At 66.8% G+C, this 19,382-nt stretch carries 16 protein-coding genes and 3 tRNA genes; 6 read left to right on the top strand and 13 right to left on the bottom strand.

All coding sequences use genetic code 11. The features are described from left to right. Window positions 1–119: 119 nt before the first annotated feature. From dxs to AC5P6A_RS14070, 7 genes are all read right to left on the bottom strand, one after another. Window positions 120–2,027 carry a 1-deoxy-D-xylulose-5-phosphate synthase gene (gene dxs / locus AC5P6A_RS14100; RefSeq protein ID WP_032953273.1) on the bottom strand — a complete coding sequence of 636 codons (1,908 nt, stop codon included), beginning with the start codon at window positions 2,025–2,027 and terminating at the stop codon, window positions 120–122. 105 nt (window positions 2,028–2,132) lie between these two features. Continuing rightward, entirely contained in the window at window positions 2,133–2,798 is a 666-nt protein-coding gene (locus tag AC5P6A_RS14095) for an HNH endonuclease (protein WP_019660544.1), read from the bottom strand. 598 nt (window positions 2,799–3,396) lie between these two features. Next, window positions 3,397–5,187, bottom strand: coding sequence for an acyl-CoA dehydrogenase C-terminal domain-containing protein (locus AC5P6A_RS14090; protein ID WP_111098304.1), 1,791 nt, complete (start codon window positions 5,185–5,187; stop codon window positions 3,397–3,399). 64 nt (window positions 5,188–5,251) lie between these two features. Beyond that, a complete protein-coding gene (locus tag AC5P6A_RS14085) occupies window positions 5,252–5,728 on the bottom strand; it encodes an LEA/WHy family protein (RefSeq protein ID WP_010486516.1) in 477 nt (158 codons plus the stop codon). 162 nt (window positions 5,729–5,890) lie between these two features. Next, window positions 5,891–6,442: a lipocalin family protein gene (locus AC5P6A_RS14080; RefSeq protein ID WP_329866764.1), complete on the bottom strand. Its 552-nt coding sequence runs from the start codon at window positions 6,440–6,442 to the stop codon at window positions 5,891–5,893. Between the two features lie 160 nt (window positions 6,443–6,602). Beyond that, window positions 6,603–6,678: transfer RNA gene (locus AC5P6A_RS14075), tRNA-Phe, on the bottom strand. 71 nt (window positions 6,679–6,749) lie between these two features. Further along, a tRNA-Phe gene (locus AC5P6A_RS14070) sits at window positions 6,750–6,825 on the bottom strand. A gap of 364 nt (window positions 6,826–7,189) precedes the next feature. Between AC5P6A_RS14070 and curA the strand changes: the two genes are divergently transcribed. Further along, window positions 7,190–8,215 (top strand): NADPH-dependent curcumin/dihydrocurcumin reductase, encoded by a 1,026-nt coding sequence (curA, locus tag AC5P6A_RS14065; RefSeq protein ID WP_346715165.1) that lies wholly within the window; start codon window positions 7,190–7,192, stop codon window positions 8,213–8,215. Window positions 8,216–8,288: 73 nt separating this feature from the next. On the opposite strand, the gene AC5P6A_RS14060 is transcribed toward curA, so the two are convergent. Further along, window positions 8,289–9,131 (bottom strand): bifunctional transcriptional activator/DNA repair enzyme AdaA, encoded by an 843-nt coding sequence (locus AC5P6A_RS14060; protein WP_233653913.1) that lies wholly within the window; start codon window positions 9,129–9,131, stop codon window positions 8,289–8,291. 132 nt (window positions 9,132–9,263) lie between these two features. Here AC5P6A_RS14060 and AC5P6A_RS14055 point away from each other — a divergent pair, with 132 nt between their 5' ends. Beyond that, complete coding sequence (locus AC5P6A_RS14055; RefSeq protein WP_134735705.1) at window positions 9,264–10,025, top strand: SDR family oxidoreductase; 762 nt, start codon at window positions 9,264–9,266, stop codon at window positions 10,023–10,025. 6 nt (window positions 10,026–10,031) lie between these two features. On the opposite strand, the gene AC5P6A_RS14050 is transcribed toward AC5P6A_RS14055, so the two are convergent. Further along, window positions 10,032–10,517: a hypothetical protein gene (locus AC5P6A_RS14050; RefSeq protein ID WP_019660538.1), complete on the bottom strand. Its 486-nt coding sequence runs from the start codon at window positions 10,515–10,517 to the stop codon at window positions 10,032–10,034. Between the two features lie 159 nt (window positions 10,518–10,676). Between AC5P6A_RS14050 and AC5P6A_RS14045 the strand changes: the two genes are divergently transcribed. Then, the gene (locus AC5P6A_RS14045) at window positions 10,677–10,847 is read left to right on the top strand and encodes a hypothetical protein (RefSeq protein ID WP_019660537.1); all 171 of its coding nucleotides are present in this window, start codon (window positions 10,677–10,679) and stop codon (window positions 10,845–10,847) included. A gap of 62 nt (window positions 10,848–10,909) precedes the next feature. Here AC5P6A_RS14045 and AC5P6A_RS14040 read toward each other — a convergent pair. Then, window positions 10,910–10,985 (bottom strand) — tRNA-Ala (locus AC5P6A_RS14040). A gap of 229 nt (window positions 10,986–11,214) precedes the next feature. Here AC5P6A_RS14040 and AC5P6A_RS14035 point away from each other — a divergent pair. Further along, a complete protein-coding gene (locus AC5P6A_RS14035; protein WP_346715166.1) occupies window positions 11,215–13,545 on the top strand; it encodes a TonB-dependent receptor in 2,331 nt (776 codons plus the stop codon). A gap of 75 nt (window positions 13,546–13,620) precedes the next feature. Here the strand turns inward: AC5P6A_RS14035 and AC5P6A_RS14030 are convergent, their stop codons facing one another. Together AC5P6A_RS14030 and rnd are read right to left on the bottom strand one after the other, a co-directional pair. Then, a complete protein-coding gene (locus tag AC5P6A_RS14030) occupies window positions 13,621–14,694 on the bottom strand; it encodes a hypothetical protein (RefSeq protein ID WP_058979641.1) in 1,074 nt (357 codons plus the stop codon). A gap of 88 nt (window positions 14,695–14,782) precedes the next feature. After that, window positions 14,783–15,862 carry a ribonuclease D gene (gene rnd / locus AC5P6A_RS14025; RefSeq protein ID WP_346715167.1) on the bottom strand — a complete coding sequence of 360 codons (1,080 nt, stop codon included), beginning with the start codon at window positions 15,860–15,862 and terminating at the stop codon, window positions 14,783–14,785. Window positions 15,863–15,946: 84 nt separating this feature from the next. Here rnd and AC5P6A_RS14020 point away from each other — a divergent pair, with 84 nt between their 5' ends. After that, on the top strand, window positions 15,947–17,833 hold the full coding sequence (locus tag AC5P6A_RS14020) for a formylglycine-generating enzyme family protein (protein ID WP_346715168.1): 1,887 nt from the start codon (window positions 15,947–15,949) through the stop codon (window positions 17,831–17,833). 88 nt (window positions 17,834–17,921) lie between these two features. Then, window positions 17,922–18,818 carry a M48 family metallopeptidase gene (locus AC5P6A_RS14015; RefSeq protein WP_019660530.1) on the top strand — a complete coding sequence of 299 codons (897 nt, stop codon included), beginning with the start codon at window positions 17,922–17,924 and terminating at the stop codon, window positions 18,816–18,818. Between the two features lie 452 nt (window positions 18,819–19,270). Here the strand turns inward: AC5P6A_RS14015 and AC5P6A_RS14010 are convergent. Beyond that, window positions 19,271–19,382, bottom strand: a 112-nt coding sequence (locus AC5P6A_RS14010) for an IS3 family transposase (protein WP_288042072.1), incomplete at its 5' end; no start/stop codon positions are given.

Raw genomic sequence — 19,382 nt, 5'->3', positions numbered from 1 at the left:
GGTTCTGGGACCCCGCTATCCACGCATGGCGTCGATCTACTTTGCATCTGGCGTGGGTCTGCGCCTCTGTTCCGCAGTAGATCCACGCCATGCGTGGATCCACGGATTGGCAATCGGCCTCAGCCGGCCGCGCTGAGCGGCGGTGTGCCGGCGGCCAGCTGCGGCCAGCGCTTGAGTACCGCCGCGCGGATGCCCGCGGCATCGATACCGGCTTCGGCCAGCAGGTCTTCACGGCTGGCGTGGTGCTGGTAGCTGTCGGGCAGGCCCAGGTGCAGGATGGGGCGCAGCACGCCTTCGGCGTTGAGCAGCTCACCGACGCCGGAGCCGGCGCCACCGGCCACCACGTTGTCTTCGATCGTCACCAGGCCCTCGTGCTGGGCGGCCACAGCCAGCAACAGCTCGCGGTCCAGCGGCTTGATGAAACGCATGTTGACCACGCTCAGGCCCAGCTCGCGGCCGACCTGCTCGGCGGCGGCTACCGTGCTGCCGAAGGCCAGCAGGGCGATGCGGCTGCCCTGCAGGCGCAGCTCGCCCTTGCCGATCGGCAGGGTGGACAGGTCGGTGCCGGCAGCCACGCCGGTGCCGGTGCCACGCGGATAACGCACGGCTGCCGGGCCGGGGTGCTGCAGGCCGGTGCTGAGCATCTGCCGGCATTCTGCTTCGTTGGAGGGGGCCATCACCACCATGTTCGGCACGCAGCGCAGGAAGCTCAGGTCGAGGTTGCCGGCATGGGTCGCGCCGTCCGGGCCGACCACGCCGGCGCGGTCGATCGCGAACAGCACATCCAGGTCCTGGATGGCCACGTCATGCACCAACTGGTCGTACGCGCGCTGCAGGAAGGTCGAGTAGATCGCCACCACCGGCTTGCCCCCCTGGGTCGCCATGCCGGCGGCGAGGGTGACCGCGTGCTGTTCGGCAATGGCCACGTCGAAGTAGCGCTGCGGGTATTCCTTGCTGAAACGCACCAGGCCGGAGCCTTCGCGCATCGCGGGGGTGATGCCGTACAGGCGCGGTTCGGCGGCGGCGGCATCGCACAGCCAGTCGCTGAACACATCGGTGTAGGTCGGCTTCTTGGCACCGGCCTTGGCCACCAGGCCCTTGTCCGGATCGAACGGACCCACCGCGTGGTAGCCGATCTGATCGCCTTCAGCCGGCTCGTAGCCCTTGCCCTTTGTCGTCATCACGTGCAGCAGCTTCGGGCCCTTGGAGGCGCGCAGCGTCTTCAGCGTGGACAGCAGGGCGGGCATGTCGTGGCCGTCGATCGGGCCGGTGTAGTGGAAACCCATTTCCTCGAACATCGTGGACGGCACGAACATGCCCTTCCAGTGTTCTTCCCAGCGCTTCACGAAGCGCGCCGGGTTGTTCTTCTTGTCACCGAGTATCTTCTTGCCGCCTTCGCGCAGCGCATTGAGCGTGCGGCTGCCGGTAGCACGGCCGAGCATCTTGGTCAGGCCGCCGACCGCCTCGGAGATCGACATGTTGTTGTCGTTGAGGATCACCAGCAGGTTCGGTTCCGGCTCCATGCCGCCGGCATGCATCAGCGCTTCGAACGCCATGCCGGCGGTCATCGCGCCGTCACCGATCACGGCCACGATCTTGCGGTCGTCGCCTTCGGACTGGCGGGCGATGGCCATGCCCAGTGCCGCCGAGATCGAGGTCGAGGAGTGGCCGACGCCGAAGGTGTCGTACTCGCTTTCCTCGCGCTTCGGGAACGGCGCGACGCCGTCCTTCTGCTTGACGGTATGGATCTCGTCGCGGCGGCCAGTCAGGATCTTGTGCGGGTAGGTCTGGTGACCCACGTCCCAGACCAGCTGATCGACCGGAGTCTGGTAGAGGTAGTGCAGGGCCACGGTGAGCTCGATCACGCCCAGGCCGGCGGCGAAGTGGCCGCCGCTCTTGCCCACCGATTCGATGAGGTAGGCGCGCAGTTCGTCGGCGACCGCCCTCAATTCGGATTCGTCGAACGTGCGAAGGTCATCCGGAGTCTGGATGCGCGCGAGGCGGGGATAGCGGGCAGAGTCGATCATCATGTTCGCACTTTTTCTGAACGCCCATTTTCGCCCTCAAACGGGGGTGGGGCAAGCAAACGCCGCCGCCCGTGACAGGACGGTGAGGGTTGCATTTTCGGGCGTTCAGGTGCTCAGTTTCGACCGCTTGGGCAATTGCGCCTTCAGGAAGGCCATCTGGTCGGCCAGGATGTTGCGGTTGGACAGGATCAGGTGCTCGATCCAGCTGGGCCGGTAGGGGACTGCCAGCAGGGGCATGCCGGCCTGCTGCGGGGTGCGGTCGCTCTTGCGCGAATTGCAGTGGAAGCAGGCGGTAACCACGTTTTCCCAGCAATCCAGGCCGCCCTTGGACAGCGGCACGACGTGGTCGCGGGTGAGCGTGGGGCGGTTGAACTGCTGGCCGCAGTACATGCACAGATGGGCGTCGCGGGCGAACAGGGCCGGGTTGGTCAGGTTCGGTGTCGGATCGATCGCGCGGGAGCGGGCGTGGCCGCGGGCGGCAATGATCGGGTGCAGGTCCATGCCGCTCTGCAGGCCGCTGAAGCGGTTGGTACCGCCGTGGATGTGCAGGCAGGGATCGCCCAGCGTCCAGGCAACCGCTTCGCGGGCGTAGAGGCAGGCTGCGTCCTGCCAGGTGATCCAGTCCAGTACGCGTCCGTGGGCATCAAGCGAGAGCAGCCGGACCGATCCGGGGCGATGCAGCGTCGTGGCGTTGGGCGATGCTTCGGCGCCCGGAGCAGAAAGGGGAGCTCCGGCTTCGATCAGACCCAAGCGTGTAGTGTCTGTCTCCATCGGGAGAACAGCTTATACCTGAATCATTGCGATTTGGGTATCGCCCTGTGGGCGAAACCCAAATCGCAAGATTCAGGTCCGCGCATTCCGCATCCCAGCCCGCCGATGGCGGGTTGGGATGCCCACGCATTCCTCCTATCCCCTGCGCCATCGGCGCGCCCCCCTTAACAAAGGGGGGCTTTTCCCCAGAGGGATTTCGGTGGCTTTCATCCACGCGTGGCGTGGATTTACGCAGATCGCGGGGAACTGTCAGAGGCGGGGAGGTGTGAGTTGGCAGGACCGTTTGCGCCATGGGCCCGAGGCATGCTTCGGGCGGGTTGGGCAGGACGCCCCAACCCCGGTCTTGCCGTGTGCGCAGGACAGCGCACACGAGCAAGGCGCCATCGAGCCCCCAGGGGTGAGGGCGCTTTGCTTGCGAAGCACTGCTTCGCAAGCGCCCGAACGCCCAGCCGCCAGCGGCTGGGCCGGACCGCGGAGCGGGGTTTACGGCGTGTCCTGCCAGCCCACACCGCCCCGCCATCCACCGGGATCCAGCTGTTCCTATTGCGGTTGCCGGCCAGCGGCCGGCACTACCGCGGGTGCCGGGCGGCAGCCCGGCTCAGGCGCCGAAGCGCTCGTCGTCCATTGCCATCAGCGGGGCGGCGCCGGCCTGGATGGCGGCGGCGTGGCTGAGGGTGCGCGGCAGCACGCGGGCGAAGTAGAAGCGCGCGGTTTCGCGCTTGCCCTGGGCGAAAGCGGCACCGTGCGCGCTGGCATCGGCGGCGGCGACGCTGCGGGCCCACCAGTAGGCCAGCACTACGTAACCCGAATAGAACAGGTAGTCGTAGCTGGCTGCGCCCAGTTCGTCCGGATTGCCGGCCGCGCGCTGCAGCACGTCCATCGTCAGCTTGCCCCATTCGGCGGCCTTGGCGCGCAGCGGGCCAATGAACTCGGCCAGCGCTTCGTTGCCCTCGTGTTCCTTGGCGAAGGCTTCGATCTCGGCCAGCATCAGCTTCAGGCCGGCGCCCTGGCTGGAGGCGGTCTTGCGGCCGATCAGGTCCAGCGCCTGGATGCCGGTGGTGCCTTCATACAGCGTGGTGATGCGCGCATCGCGGGCCAGCTGTTCCATGCCGTGTTCGCGGATGTAGCCGTGGCCACCGAAGCACTGCAGGGCGTTGTAAGTGTTCTCGATGCCCCATTCGGTCTGGCAGGCCTTCGAGATGGGCGTGAGGAAGCTCACCAGGGTGTCGGCGCGCTCGCGCTCGGCGGCATCGCCGGCATGGTGGGCAATGTCGATCAGGGTGGCAGCGTGCAGCGCCAGCAGGCGGCTGCCTTCGACCAGCGACTTCACCGTCAGCAGCATGCGTCGCACATCCGGGTGGACCAGGATCGGGTCGGCCGGCTTGTCCGGGAACCTGGCGCCACTCAGGGCGCGCGACTGCAGGCGCTCACGGCTGTACTTCAGTGCGTTCTGGTAGGCGCGCTCAGACAGGCCGATGCCCTGCAGGCCAACGCCCAGGCGCGCGGTGTTCATCATGGTGAACATCGCCTGCAGGCCCTTGTGCGGCTGGCCGACCAGGTAGCCCTGTGCGCCATCGAAGTTCATCACGCAGGTGACCGACCCCTTGATGCCCATCTTGTGCTCGATCGAGCCGCAGCGCAGTGCGTTGCGCTCGCCGACGTTACCTTCGCGGTCGACCTTGAACTTGGGGGTGACGAACAGCGAGATGCCCTTGGCGCCCGGAGGGGCGTCGGGCAGCTTGGCCAGCACCAGGTGCACGATGTTGCCCGTCAGGTCGTGCTCGCCGGCGGTGATGAAGATCTTGGTGCCGGTGATCGCGTAGCTGCCATCGGCATTCGGCTCGGCCTTGGTCTTCAGCAGGCCCAGGTCGGTGCCGCAGTGCGGTTCGGTCAGGCACATGGTGCCGGTCCAGCGGCCTTCGATCAGCGGCTTGAGGAAGGCCTCGTGCTGCCAGGCTTCGCCGTGCTGCTTCAGCGCTTCGATGGCGCCGTGCGAGAGCAGCGGGAAGTTGCCCCACGCCAGGTTGGCGGCGTTGATCATTTCGTTGAGCGGCACGCCCAGGGTGTGCGGCAGGCCCTGCCCACCCAGTTCCGGCGAGGCGGTCAGGCCGGTCCAGCCGCCATCGACGAACTGGTCGTAGGCCTGCTTGAAGCCGGGCGGGGTGGTCACTTCACCGGTGGCCTGGTCGAGCACGCAGCCGATCTCGTCGCCGACGCTGTTGAGCGGGGCCAGCACGGTGGCGCTGAAGCGGCCGGCTTCCTCCAGCACGGCATCGACCACGTCGGCGGTGGCGTCGGTGAAGCCCAGGCGGGCGAACAGGGGTTCGACCTTGAGCACGTCGTGCAGGGCGAAACGGAGGTCGGAAAGCGGGGCGGTGTAGCTGCTCATCGGTACGTCTCGGTTTGATCAGGGCAGGGAGAGTGGCGCCAGGCGCCGCGACGGAAGGTGGAAATCAGCGCAGCACGCCCGGCAGGCCGGGCGCCTGGTTGAGGGTGCTGCGGCTGCTGATATCGAAGCTGCGCTGCTTCTTTTCCTGCGGCGTGGCCGCCACCGTTCCCTTCAGGCCGTAAGCCAGGGTGCGGTTGCTGGCCAGCGCGTCGGCCACCACCAGGCGTGCGGCCGAGCTGGGCACGAGGTCAACATTGATGACATCGGCTGAGGTGCCGCCAATGGAGATGCCCGGCTTGGCCTGCAGGGTGCCGGCGTCGCTGTCGCCGACGGTCAGCGCCAGCGCGACGTCATCGAAGGTCATGGGCATGGAGCTGTAGTTCTGCAGGCGCAGGGCCACGGTCCAGTTGCCGTCGGCGCGCACGGTCAGCTGCTGGAGGCTGGCCGCCGGTTCCGAAACACGCTTGACGATGCCGTTGTTGCAGGCAACAAGGGCGAGGGTGCACAGGACGATCAAGGCGATACGGAAACGGTGGAGCATGGGCGCAGTTCCTCTGAAGGGGTGCGTTGGATAAGCATACTACGGCGTATGGTCGTTTGGATCGCCTGTGGCGACCCGTCGCAGAGGGTAGCGCGTGAAGATGGCGGCCGGGCGTGCGCGGCGCCGGATGGCGCGCGCGTGGTGCGCCGGATGCGGGGAGGTTCAGTCGGTGGGTGTATCGCGGATCGGGGCCATCAGGCGCAGTGGGCCGAGGTCGTAGCCCATGGCTTCGGCTTTTTCTTTCAGCTGTTCGAACCGGGCGCGATCCATTTCCGGCAGGCGCGAGAGAATCCACAGGTACTTGCGGTCCGGTTCACCGACCAACGCCCACTGATAGTCCGGGTCCAGGGCCAGGACCCAGTAGTCGGCCCAGACCAGCGGCACCCAGCTCAGCCAGTCCGGCACGAAGCGCACCTGCAACTGGCCGGGATGGCCGGCGACCGGGCGTGCTACGCCTTCAGCAACCACACGTTCTCCGTCGCCGTTGCGGCAGGTATTGGTGACGCTGATGCGGCCATCGCGGCGCAGCCCGTAGTTGGCGGTGATATCGCCCACGCATTGCTTCTGGAACGAAACCGGAAGATGCGCAATCTCGTGCCACTGGCCGGCGTAGCGATCGATGTCCAGGCGCTCGACCGCGCGCACAGGTTCAGTGGCGATCACCGGGAAGGCGGCCAGCAGCAGGCAGGCGAGCAGGGCAGGGCGCAGAGGCATCGTTAGGCTCCAGGCAGGAGTCTGGAGCGTAGGTGCCGCCGCGCATGCCGGTGTAAATGTTTCGTCAACCGGGCGTGTGCGCAGGCGCCGCATCCGCAACTTGTGCAGTGCGCGAAGCACGGACAAAAAAAAGACCTGCATCTCTGCAGGTCTCGAAAGATGGTGGCCGAAGACGGAATCGAACCGCCGACACGGGGATTTTCAATCCCCTGCTCTACCAACTGAGCTACTCGGCCAAACTGTGTGGCAATCACGATCAACTGCGATTCCCGAAAAAAAGACCCGCATTTCTGCAGGCTGTCGAACGTGGTGGCCGAGGACGGAATCGAACCGCCGACACGGGGATTTTCAATCCCCTGCTCTACCAACTGAGCTACTCGGCCACGTAGTTCATTGCAGCGAGGTCGCTGCCAAGGACGCGCATATTACGGAGGTCAGTCGCCTACGGCAAGCATTTTGGCAAAAAACCTTCACATTGCCGTCTGCGCAGGCGCAAGTACTTGATCCGCCGTCGCGGGGCGGGGGCGCGCTGGATGCCGATTAATCCGGGCGCGGCGGCGCGGTGATCATCGCCTGCGGCGGAATTCAGCGGGCCACGGTGATCGACAAAAGCGGTGTGGCGGGGCCAGCGCTTGGACGGCACCGACACCTGACATGGAACGCTGTTTTCGTGACCGCCATTGGGGCACGCTGCGGCGTAGTGTCGGCGTTCTCTTCCTGACGCTGGCAACAGCAGAGATCGTCGTCATGTCCGACTCATCGACCACCATCCGCATCGTGCTGGCGTCGCGTCCGCTGGGGGCGCCTACTGCAGCCAATTTCCGCTTGGAGCATGCCGCGCTGCCGCCCTTGGGCGACGGCGAGGTGCTGCTGCGCAACCGCTACCTGTCGCTGGACCCGTACATGCGGGGACGCATGGACGAGGGCCCGTCGTACGCCGCGCCGGTGGCGGTGGGCGCGGTGATGGAAGGGCAGACCGTGGCCGAGGTGTTGCAGTCGAACGCCGAGGGCGTAGCCACAGGTGAGCTGGTGCTGGCACCGGGTGGCTGGCAGACCCACGCGGTGCTGCCGGCCAAGGCACTGGGGCGCCGGCTGGATCCGGCCGGGCTGCCGCTGAGTACGGCGCTGGGGGTATATGGCATGCCCGGCTTCACCGCCTATTCCAGCCTGCATGAAATCGCCCGTCTGAAGCCGGGCGAGACGTTGGTGGTGGCTGCCGCGACCGGGCCGGTGGGCGCGACCGTGGCGCAGCTGGCCAAGCTGCAGGGCGCGCGCGTGGTCGCCATCGCCGGTGGCGAAGCCAAGCGCGCTTACCTGCAGACGTTGGGGGTGGACGTGGCGCTGGATCATCGCGCCGCTGATTTCGCCGCGCAGCTGCGCGCAGCGGTTCCTGCGGGTATCGACGTGTATTTCGAGAACGTGGGCGGGCACGTGCTGGATGCAGTGCTGCCGCTGCTCAACGACTTCGCCCGCGTTCCAGTGTGCGGCACCATCGCCACCTACAACGAGCGGGGCGTCGAGCAGCCCGGTCCGGACCGGTTGCCCGCACTGTTCAGCCAGATTCTGCGCCAGCGCCTGACCGTGCGCGGTTTCATCGTGCACGACTTCAACCACCTGTGGCCGGACTTCGAACGCGAGATGCCGCAGTGGCTGCGCGAAGGCCGCATCCAGTACCGCGAGGATGTGGTGGAAGGGCTGGAGAATGCGCCGGAGGCGTTCTTCGGGCTGTTGAAGGGGCACAACTTCGGCAAGCTGGTGGTGAAGCTGGATTGAGGGCTTGGCGGTGTGCCAACCAAGGTCGGCACCTACCGGAAGCTGGGCGTGCCGACCAAGGTCGGCACCCACGTCAGGCAGTCGAGGCCTTTTCCCGGCGCAGCAGTTCGCGCTTGCGCGCTACGCCCCACGCATAGCCGGACAGGTCCCCATCGCGACGTACGACGCGGTGGCAAGGGACGGCCACCGCCAGTGGATTGCTGGCGCAGGCGCGAGCCACCGCACGGCTTGATCGCGGCGCGCCGATGCGCGCGGCGATGTCGGCATACGAGGCGGTCTGGCCACGTGGGATCTGCTGCAAGGCCTGCCATACCCGTTGCTGGAACGCGGTGCCGCGGATGTCCAGCGGCAGTGTGGCGCCCCGCGTGGGATCCTCGACCAGGCCCACCACCTGTGCCACCAGTTGTTCATAGCCCTGGTCGGCGCCGACCAGTACGGCCTGGCGGAAGCGTTGCTGCAATGACTGCAGCAGCGTCTCCGGATCGTCGCCGAGCAGGATCGCGACCACGCCGGTGGCACTGCTGGCCACCAGCACGCTGCCCAATGAACTTTCGGCAAGCGCGAAATGGATGACTTCGCCGCGACCACCTGCGCGCCATTGCTTGGGCGTCATGCCCAGCAACTTCGGTGCGTTCTCGTAGAAGCGCCCACTGGAACCGAAGCCGGCATCATGGAAGGCATCGGTGATGCGTTCCTGCTGTTCAAGCCCGGTGCGCAGGCGGTCGGCGCGCAGCGCGGCAGCGTACTGCTTGGGGGTCAATCCTGTGGCCTGCTTGAACAGGCGGTGCAGCCGGGTCGGGCTGCAGCCGGCGATGTCGGCCAGTTCCTGCAGTGAGGGTTCGTCGAGGCTGGTCTGCAGGTGGCGGCAGACCCGTTCGACGCGGGCATCGAGGGCGGTGGTGGCGGTACTGTCCATGGCCGGATTCTGGCACGCGCCGGTTCTGCGGAAACTCCGTTTCCTGCACCGACGGGCCAGGCCCGGAAACGGAGTGTTGGCAGGCCGAAGGCGCGGCATCGTGGCGGCCACTTCACAACCGGCACCACGACCATGCGCCTGAACAACAAGATCGCTCTCATCACCGGTGCCAGCGCTGGCATTGGCCGCGCCAGCGCGCTGCGCTTCGCCGCCGAAGGGGCGAAGCTGGTGCTCAACGCACGGCGGCCGGAGCCGCTGCAGGCGCTGGTCGAGCAGATTCGCGCCGCCGGTGGCGAAGCCGTGGCGCATGCCGCTGACGTGGCTGACCCGGGCACGGCACAAGCGCTGGTCGATCTGGCCCAGCAGTCCTTCGGCGGCCTGGACATCGCGCTCAACAATGCTGGCATGCTCGGGCCGGGCGTGCCGGCAGCGGAGTTCCCGGTGGACGCTTGGCGTGAAGTGATGGCCACCAATCTGGATGCCGCGTTCCATGCCGCACGTGCGCAGTTGCCGGCACTGCTGGCGCGCGGCGGCGGCTCGCTGGTGTTCGTTGGCACTTTCGTCGGTCACACCGTGGGCTTCCCGGGCATGGCGGCCTATGCGTCGAGCAAGGCCGGGCTGATCGGCCTGAGCCAGGTGATCGCCGCCGAATACGGTGCGCGCGGCGTACGCAGCAATGTGCTGCTGCCCGGTGGTACCGATACCGAGATGGGGCGGCAGGCCGCACCCACCGGCGATGCCCGCGACTTCGTGCGCGCGCTGCACGCACTGAAGCGCATGGCCGAGCCGGAGGAGATCGCCAACGCGGCGCTGTTCCTGGCCAGCGATGAAAGCAGTTTCGTTACCGGAACCGCGATGCGTGTGGAAGGTGGGGTGTCGATCACACGTACCTGAGCGGGGTCAGGAGCGTGGCGCGTAGCGGATGCCGCTGCTGGCCATGAAGCCCTTCGGATCGAAACCGGCCCAGGCTTCGCCCCAGTCGAACCGGGCGCGGCCACCTGCCAGTTTGCGCCCCAGTGCCGTGGCCAAGGTGCGCCGCATGAAAGCGACTTCGGCATCGATCGCGGCCTGGGTCGGCCAGCCGTCTTCCAGTGTCGCACCAGGCAGATCGACGCCGATCGTCACCATGTCGAGCTGTTGCCCGTGGAAGCACAGGCTGATGCCAGCGGGCACACCGCCCAGGCTGAGCCGGTGCAGGCTGAGCCAGCGATAGCCGGTGCCGACATCGCGCTCCCCTCGGACCAGCGGGGCAAAGGCGGCACGCGCTTCGTCCAGTAACAAGGTGGGGCCGATCAATGCTGGCAGGTTGCCGAGCTGGATGCTGCCGTCGGTCGCATTGAGGAGCATCGGCAACGCGTGGGCTGCGTGCTGGGCAGAGGAGGGCATGGCACACCGGTGAGCGTGGTGCCCCGGATTCTGGCTGGGCGGGGCGGTGGCGGCAAGCCGCTTCCTGCACAGGATGTTGGCGCGGGACTGACCTGCGGCTCACCCGGCAACCTCTAGCGTGGTGGCAGCGCTGGCCTGCTGCTGGCGAGGGAGTTTTCGATGAACGAGCAAAGCAGGGATCAGGACCCGAAGCAGGGCATCCAGGAAAGCCGCCAGGACAGGAAGCAAGACGATGTGGCCAAGCAGCGGCCGGGGCAGCGCGATCAACAGGTGCGTGATACGCACTCGCGCGGCCCGCAACGCAAGGATGGAGACCAGGAGCCGGCCTGAGCCGGAGGCGCTGAAAAGAAAAAACCCGCAGATCATGGCGATCTGCGGGTTCTTCTGAAGAGTGGTGGAGCCAAGGAGGATCGAACTCCTGACCTCGTCATTGCGAACGACGCGCTCTCCCAGCTGAGCTATGGCCCCACGGCAGGACTCAAGTGTAGCCAAGTGGCCGCGCCTTGCCAAGCCGATCCGGGACGCCGGACGACGCGGCGTGAGCGCGCGCAATGGTGCCGAAACCGTTCGGTTCGCCGCGGCGGGGTCCGCGCAACGAAATCGTAACAATTTGGGGGATAATGGCCGCTTGCGCAGTTCTCCTCCCTTTTGCCGCCCGGCTCGCGCAGGCCGCACGGACGCCTCCTCAGAGCATTCCATGCCCTCCCATTCCGATTCCCGCCGCCTGTCGGGTCTGTCGTCTTCCTTTGTTTCCTTCCGCCGTCACCCGCTGGCCCTGGCCTGTGCTGGCCTGGCCCTGGCGGGCAGCTTCGGTGCCGCCGCGCAGGACAGTGCGCCGACCCCGACCGGCCTGGACACGATCACCGTGACCGCCGAACACCGTGAGCAGAACCTGCAGGAAGTGCCGGTCTCGGTGGGTGTGGTGCAGGGGGAGCGCATGCGCGACTTCACCGCCGGCGGCGACGACACCCTGCTGGCACTGTCCGGCCGCGTGCCGAGCCTGTATGCGGAAACCACCACCGGCCGCATCTTCCCGCGCTTCTACATCCGCGGCCTGGGCAACATCGACTTCTACCTGGGAGCCTCGCAGCCGGTGTCGATCATCCAGGACGACGTGGTGCTGGAGCACGTGGTGCTGAAGTCCAACCCGGTCTATGACGTAGACCAGGTGGAAGTGCTGCGCGGCCCGCAGGGCTCGCTGTTCGGCCGCAACACCACCGCCGGCATCGTCAAGTTCGACACCCTGAAGCCGACCCAGGACTACACCGGCCGCGTCAGCGCCAGCTACGCCACCTACAACAGCGTGTCGATCGACGGCGGCTTCGGCGGCCCGATCAACGACATTGCCTCGTTCCGCGTGTCGGCGCTGTACCAGCACCGCGACGACTACGTCGACAACACCTACAGGGGCCCGAGCGCCGACGGCACGGTCAGCCCGAAGAAGAACGCCATGGGCGGCTTCGATGACCGCAACGTGCGCGCGCAGCTGCTGCTGACCCCGAGCGACCAGTTCTCGATCCTGGCCTCGGCCCATGCTCGTGATTACGAAGGTACCTCGACCCTGTTCCTGCGCGGTGCGCTGACCAAGGGCTCGAACAAGACCGACGTGCCGCGCGACAAGGTTGCCTACGACGAAGCCGGCAACAATCCGCAGGCCTACAAGACCTACGGCGGCTCGGTGAAGGCACGTTACGACTTCGGCGCGATCGACTTCACCTCGATCACCGCCTACGAAACCACCTCCGGCTACAGCCGTGGCGACACCGACGGCGGCGCTGCGGTGAACTTCCCGGTGAACGGCGTGCCGAACGGCTACGGCCAGTCGATGGGCCGCATCCGCGACCTGGACCAGTGGACCCAGGAATTCCGCCTGGCCAGCCATGACGACAGCGCGCTGCAGTGGCAGGCCGGTGCGTTCTACTTCAACGGCAGCGACACCACCGACTTCTACCAGCGCGCCTGGTTCCTGCAGGGCGCGGCACGCAACCCGAACAACTGGGTGCGCCTGCGCAACAAGAACACCTCGTGGGCCGGTTTCGGCCAGCTGAGCTACGCCTTCACCGACAAGTTCACCGTCACCGCCGGCCTGCGCCAGACCAGGGACGAGAAGCACACCCGCCTGCTGAAGACCGCCGACACCGCTGCCGGCGTGGTCACCTACAAGGGCCGCACCGACGTCAAGATGTCCGACACCACCCCGAGCTGGGATCTGAGCGCGATGTATCAGATCACGCCGGACGTGAGCGTCTACGCCAAGGTCGCGCGTGGCTTCCGTGGCCCGACCATCCAGGGTCGTTCGGCAGTGTTCAATGCCGACTTCACCACCGCCGATTCCGAGACGATCCTGTCCTGGGAAGCGGGCGTGAAGAGCAGCCTGTGGGACAACCGCCTGCGCCTGAACGCCACCGCGTTCACCTACACCGTCAACGACATCCAGCTCAACGGCAACGATTCGGACGGCAACGGCGTGCTGTTCAACGCCGACAAGGCCAGGGCCTACGGCTTCGAAGCCGACATGGAGCTGCGCCCGATCCCGAACCTGACCTTGAGCGCCGGCCTGAGCCTGCTGCACAGCGAGATCAAGGACAAGCGCGTCTACGCACAGGTCTGCGGCCTCAACGGCCAGGTGGTGTGCACGGTGAATGACCCGACCATCAAGGTCGGCGCCAACACCTTCGCGCAGATCGACGGCAACCCGCTGCCGAACGCACCGAAGTACAACGTGAACCTGGCCGCCCGCTACGACTTCCCGGTCAGCGACGCCGGCACCATGTTCGTGTCCACCGACTGGAACAAGCAGGGTTACACCAGCTTCGTGCTGTACGACAGCAAGGAGTTCAACTCCAAGGGTGACTTCGAAGGTGGCCTGAAGATCGGCTACTCGGGCAATTACGGTGCCTATGAAGTGGCGTTGTTCGCGCGCAACATCACCAACGAGAAGAACCTCAAGGGTGTGATCGAGAACTACATGGCCGCGGTCTACAACGAACCGCGCACCGTCGGTGTCTCGCTGAACATGAACTGGTAAGCCTTACCCCGTCGTGTACCGGAAACGGCGCTCATCGAGCGCCGTTTTTCGTTGCTGGCCAGGCATCATCCGTGCTCAAGGCGTGGCGCTGACGCCCTTGCCCAGCGCTGCATCGGACGGCGCACTGGGGCCCAGCACCTGCAGCTGCATCGCCTCCATCCGCTCCAGTACCTTGCGCTGCTTGCCGTTGAGGCCGCGCGAGGTGATTGCGATGTGCTTGCGTGCAGCGTCCAGCGGCGCGGGTTGGTAGTGCACCGTGAAGCGGCGCAGGGCGCATCCCATCAGCTTGTCGACCGGTGCGCAGTCGTTGGCGTTGAAATCGATATCGCCGTCGGCGGCAACAATGAAGGGGCTGAGCAGGATCTGCCCTTCGCGGGCAGTGAAGGCCAGTGGCGCGTGGGCCTTGGCGATGACCGCCTGGATGCGTACGGCAGGGATGTCTTCAGGGACGATCCTGTCATCCCAGTAGCCTTCGGTCGGGCGCGAGGTTTCGTAGTTCTGGGTGCCCCATGCCACGCAGTTGCCGGAGGCCACATGCACCGAGATGCAGACCTGCTGGGAGTGCTGATCGGTCAGGACGCCGGGTGGTACCCAGACCTTCTTCCAGGAATAGAAACGGTAATCGACGTCGGCCAGGCGGGTGGCGCCGATGTCCTTCGATACTTCGTCCGTGGTCCCCAGCGGCTTCAGCTTGGCCACGCGGGTGTTCAGGCGGTAGTTCTCCGCACCGTTCAGCAGATAGGTGCCCGGCGGAATCAGATGCACCTCGAACACGTCCATCAACACCGTCCGCTGCGGGCCGGTTTCCAGTTCGTTGGTGTTGAACAGCTGCACATAGCCCTGGGAGGGAATATCCTTGTGCTGGAAGGACACCCGCGTCGAGAACCCGGGTAGGTCGGTCGAGCGGTTGCCCAGATGAAAGCCGGGGACCGGAGAGCCGACACCTGGCCCGCCGTTGTGCACGACATACGGGGCCGGCACCAGCACGGCAACCAGACCGTCGCGGGTGGCACCGTCAATGATGTCCACCAGCTTGGCTGTGTTCTCCTTTTCCTGTGCGTAGGAAAGCGGTGCGGCCTGCCCAGAGCATGCCAGGCCCAACGTGGTTAGCAGCGGTGCGCAGGCGGTCGCGATCTTGAGGGTCTGCATCGACGTCTCCTTGTCAGTACCGCCCAACCCTAGCACGGCCCCTGCAGGCTTGAGGTGCACGGCGCCGGCGTGGTCCGGCGCCTTGTCATCAGCGTGCCGGCAGCAGCGCCTGCAGCCGCGACTCCAGTTCCTGCTGGCGCCAGCCGGCCAGAGCGGCCGGCCATTGGCGGCGCTCCAGGTAGCTTTCCAGATGCTTGCGCGAGGCCAGCACGCCATCCGGCAGGCCCAGCTCGCGGCTGCGCTCGGCAACGGCGTCCTGCAGCCTCTTCAGTGCCTGCTTGTTGGTGTCGTTGGCGGGCAACGCCAGCGGTGCCTCGGCCTCATCGGCCAGCGGCGTGTCCAGCGCCTGCCACACCGCGCCGGCGAGCTTGCGCGGTGCCTTCGGGAACTGTTCAAACAGCGTGGCCAGCGCGGCGGCATCGGCCGGTGGCGTGCGTGCCAGCGTGGCGGCCAGTTCGTTGTCCAGGATCCAGCTGCGCGGGCGGTCGCTGCTGCGTGCCTGCACATCACGCCAGCGCAGCAGGCGCAGCAGGCGGCGCTGTGCGGCTGCGTCGAGGAACTGCGCCGAGCGCATCGCCAGATGCGGCCAGCGGTCCTCGTCATTGGCGACGCTGGCCAGCAGGCGCTCGCCGTCGTCGTGCAGCCACTGCTGGCGGCCCAGTGCCTGCAACTTGGCATCAATGGCGTCATGCAGCGCGAACAGGTGCTCGACGTCGTCGGCGGCGTATTGCAGTTGCGACTCCGAGAGTGGACGGCGCATCCAGTCCGAGCGGGTTTCGCCCTTGGCCAGCGCCACGCCGGTGATTTCCGCGACCAGCTTCTGGTAGCCCATGCCGCCACCAATGCCGGCCAGCGAGGCGCCGATCTGTGTGTCGAACAGCGGTCGCGGCAACACGCCGCAGGTCCACTTGAAGGCAACCAGGTCTTCGCTGGCGCTGTGCATCACCTTGGTGATCGATTCATCGGCCAGCCACGGCGCCAGTGCCTCGGTCATGCCGGGAATCAGCGGATCGATCAGCAGGATGTCCTGCCCGACCGCCATCTGCACCAGAGCCAACTGCGGCCAGAAGGTGCGTTCACGGATGAATTCGGTGTCCAGGCCGATGCGGGCCGGGCGCTGCTGGAAGTACGCATCCAGCTCGGCGGGGGTGGTGATCCAGGTTGCCACGGTTCAGGGCCTACTACTCGGGTTTGCTCAGGCAGGGGAGAATAGCCTAACGTCGGTGCGCGTCCGTGCCGAAGGAGGCTCCGCTTGCGTTTTCCGTTGTCGTCCGCGCTGTGCACCGCCTTGGCCATGGCCCTGGCAGGCTGCACGCCGTCGCCCCCCACGGCAGTGGACCGGAGTGCCGGGGAGGAGGCGCGCCCGTCCGCGAACGCAGACAGCGACGAGCGCCCGCAGGCCGGGCAGGGCAGCGTGACCATCGCCGGTGAGGATGCCGCCGAGGATGTACAGCAGTGGACGCCGCCGCGGGTGGACCGCCAGGGCCGCAGCCTGGCCCAGTTGCGCCGCGCGGCCGGGCAGGCCTTCACTGAGGGCCGGCTGTATGAGGATGCCGATGCCGCCATTCCGCTGTGGCTGGCAGTACAGGAAGAGGACCCGGACGACCGCCAGGCCCGCCAGGGCCTGCAGCGTGCCCGCCAGCGCCTGCAGCAGCAGGCGGATGCGTTGCTGGTGCGGCCGCTGAAGCAGCGCGAGGCGCTGGCCGAGGCCAGCCGCCAGGCGCTGGTGCTGCTGACCCTGGCGCCCAAGGACGAGAAGGTACGCGCACTGCAGGGTCGGGTGGAGCTTGCCCAGCGGGTGGTCGCTTACAACCGCGCCGGTGAAGAGGACCTGCGCGCGGACCGGATCGGCGAGGACGGGGATGGCGCCATCGGCAACTTCCGCGAGGCGCTCGCACTGGACGAGAACAACAGCCGTGCACGGCAGGGACTGGCCGCGGCCGAAAGCGGGTTGATCCGTCGTGCCGAGGACGCTGCTCGCACGCGCGATTTCGCCAGCGCGGGCACCTGGCTGGCCGAAGCCAGCAAGGTGCGCGACTCATCGCCGACCATTGCCGACGCGTTCGAGCGCATCGAGCAGATCCGTGCGGCGGTGTTGCTGCAGCTGCGCGATGACGGCCTGCGCGACCTGTCCACGCCGCAGGGCCTGAAGCCGGCACGCGAGAAGCTGGCCGAGGCCCTGCGCATCGCCCTGCCGGGAGACCCGGTGGTGGCCCAGCTGCGTGAGCGCATTGACCTGGCCACGCACTACGGCAGCTTCCGCCCGGGGCAGGTATTCAGCGATGCCATGCGCGATGGCGGGCGCGGGCCGCAGATGGTGGTGGTCCCGCACGGCGGCTTCCAGATGGGGGCCGGTGATGCCGAGCCGGGCGCCAGCGATGCCGAGCGGCCATCGCATTATGTACGCTTTGATCGAGGCTTCGCGATGGCGATCACCGAGGTGACGGTCAGCGATTTCCAGCGCTACGTGAAGGCGACCAATGCGCGCCCGCGTGCGACCCGTCGCGGCCATTCGGTGGTCTATGACGAACGCAGCGGCAACTTCATCCGCCGCAGCGGCGTGGACTGGCGTTCGGACTACGACGGTGGCCTCGCGATGGCCAATTCGCCGGTGATGCATGTCAGTATCCGCGATGCCGAAAACTATGCGGCGTGGTTGTCCGAGCAGACCGGGCGCAGCTACCGGTTGCCCAGCGAGGCCGAGTTCGAATACGCGCTGCGCGCCGGCAGCAGTGGCCGCTATCCGTGGGGCGCCGCCGGCACGCCGCCGCCCGGTGCTGGCAACTTCACTGGCAGCAAGGATGTCTCGCCATCGGGACGGCACTGGCACAACGCCTTCATCGGCTATGGCGATGGCTGGTGGGGGCCCGCGCCGGTGGCCAGTTTCCAGGCCAATGCCTTCGGCCTGCACGACATGGCGGGCAATCTCAGCGAGTGGGTGGCCGATTGCTGGCATGCCAGCTACCGGCGCGCGCCCTCCGATGGCGCGGCCTGGTTCAACCCGGGCTGTCGCGCGCGGGTGATCCGCGGGGGCAACTGGGCCAACGCGCCGGAGCAGACCCGTGCGGCGTGGCGGCAGTCGCAGGATTCGGACACCACCAGCGCGCGCATCGGTTTCCGCCTGGTGCGGGGCATCTGAGCGGCACCGGGCTTCACCCGCTGCTGGCGCCCGCGCACTAAGATTGCGCCGTGCCCGCCGGCCGGCGGGGCCTGCTGGACGACCCCTGATGCGCAATGATCCCTTTTCCCGCTCGCCCCAAGGCCCGCAGCGTCGCGGCCTGTTTGGCAACATCCGCTGGTGGGTGCTGTTGCTGGCCGCCGGCTATGCGCTCTTCTACTGGTTTTCCAATCGCACGGTGGACCCCTACACCGGCGAGAAGGTGATGATTGACAGCAGCCTGGACGCCCGCCAGGAGACCGCCTTGGGCCTGCAGGCCTACCAGCAGATCCTCTCGGAGGAGCCGCCGATGGACTCCAACGCGCCGATCGCGCGCGATGTGCGCGACATCGCCCAGCGCCTGATTGCCAAGGTTGATGTGGTGGAGACTGCACTGGCGCAGGAGCACGGCGTTCAGCCGGCGCATTTCGCGCGTGATTTCCAGTGGGAAGTCAACGTGATCCCATCTGAACAGGCCAACGCATTCTGCCTGCCTGGTGGCAAGATGGCGGTCTATACCGGCCTGGTGCCGGTGGCGCGCACGCGCGACGCGATGGCGGTGGTGATGGGCCACGAGATTGCCCATGCGCTGCTGCGCCACGGTGCGCAGCGGATGGCGCAGCAGAAGCTGACCCAGATCGGGCAGATGGCCGGCGCCGCCAGCGGCATGGATGCGCAGCAGCAACAGATGATGATGTCGGCGATGGGCTATGGGTATCTGTTGCCGTATGCGCGCAGCCACGAGACCCAGGCCGACGAAGTGGGACTGATGCTGGCTGCGGCGGCGTGCTTCGACCCGCGCGAGGCGGTGCCGCTGTGGCAGCGCATGGGCCAGGCCAGTGGTGGCCAGTCACCGCCGGAGTTCGCGTCGACTCACCCGAACCCGGGTACCCGTATCCAGAACCTGCAGGCGTTGATGCCGAAGGCACTCGAGTACCGGCAGAAGTTCTGCGAGCAGGCAAAGTAGGGGGTTGTTCGGCAGGGCTTGCAGCCCTGCACCTGCCGAAGCAACAGCAACAGCAACAGCAACAGCAACAGCAACAGCAACAGCAACAGCGTGCATTCCTTGGGATGGCGGGGTGGGTCCGGTTGCGGGGGCCGCTGCAAGTACGTCCATGTAAGCTCGGTCGCCGCATCCATGCGGCTCACGCCCCCCCAACCCCCCCCACCCCTCCTTCGACAGATGTCCGCGATCTGCCGGAATGGCGCTTGGGGTCAGATCCGTTTTCCGCAGGAAAACGGATCTGACCCCGAATTGATTCGATATCTGAAAGAGATTCATCCACGCATGGCGTGGATCTACCGACCGTCATCGGGACACTGTCTAGGGTGGGGCGGTGTGGCTGTGAGGACCGTTGGCGCCATGGATGGCGCCATCGAGCCCCCAGGGTGAAGTGACCCCCGAGACTTGGACAGGGGTCAGGCGGCCGATTGGGCCTGTTGGGCCTGCTCCCGGTACTGTACCGGGCTCAGGCCCTTCAATTTCAATTTGATGCGCTCTTGGTTGTAGTACTGGATGTATTCCACCAGC

It is taken from the genome of Stenotrophomonas sp. YJH_SMC_20 (assembly GCF_059367845.1).
Note: the sequence above shows the minus strand (reverse complement) of the source record. Positions and strands in the feature narration are given on the sequence as shown.

Coding starts and splice junctions, on each gene's coding strand:
- AC5P6A_RS14060 (WP_233653913.1), bottom strand. CDS start 9,131: ATGGACAGTACCGCCACCACCGCCCTCGATGCCCGCGTCGAACGGGTC.
- AC5P6A_RS14090 (WP_111098304.1), bottom strand. CDS start 5,187: ATGAGCAGCTACACCGCCCCGCTTTCCGACCTCCGTTTCGCCCTGCAC.
- AC5P6A_RS14015 (WP_019660530.1), top strand. CDS start 17,922: ATGCGCAATGATCCCTTTTCCCGCTCGCCCCAAGGCCCGCAGCGTCGC.
- AC5P6A_RS14085 (WP_010486516.1), bottom strand. CDS start 5,728: ATGCTCCACCGTTTCCGTATCGCCTTGATCGTCCTGTGCACCCTCGCC.
- AC5P6A_RS14050 (WP_019660538.1), bottom strand. CDS start 10,517: ATGCCCTCCTCTGCCCAGCACGCAGCCCACGCGTTGCCGATGCTCCTC.
- AC5P6A_RS14095 (WP_019660544.1), bottom strand. CDS start 2,798: ATGGAGACAGACACTACACGCTTGGGTCTGATCGAAGCCGGAGCTCCC.
- AC5P6A_RS14080 (WP_329866764.1), bottom strand. CDS start 6,442: ATGCCTCTGCGCCCTGCCCTGCTCGCCTGCCTGCTGCTGGCCGCCTTC.
- AC5P6A_RS14030 (WP_058979641.1), bottom strand. CDS start 14,694: ATGCAGACCCTCAAGATCGCGACCGCCTGCGCACCGCTGCTAACCACG.
- AC5P6A_RS14045 (WP_019660537.1), top strand. CDS start 10,677: ATGAACGAGCAAAGCAGGGATCAGGACCCGAAGCAGGGCATCCAGGAA.
- AC5P6A_RS14035 (WP_346715166.1), top strand. CDS start 11,215: ATGCCCTCCCATTCCGATTCCCGCCGCCTGTCGGGTCTGTCGTCTTCC.
- dxs (WP_032953273.1), bottom strand. CDS start 2,027: ATGATCGACTCTGCCCGCTATCCCCGCCTCGCGCGCATCCAGACTCCG.
- AC5P6A_RS14055 (WP_134735705.1), top strand. CDS start 9,264: ATGCGCCTGAACAACAAGATCGCTCTCATCACCGGTGCCAGCGCTGGC.
- curA (WP_346715165.1), top strand. CDS start 7,190: ATGTCCGACTCATCGACCACCATCCGCATCGTGCTGGCGTCGCGTCCG.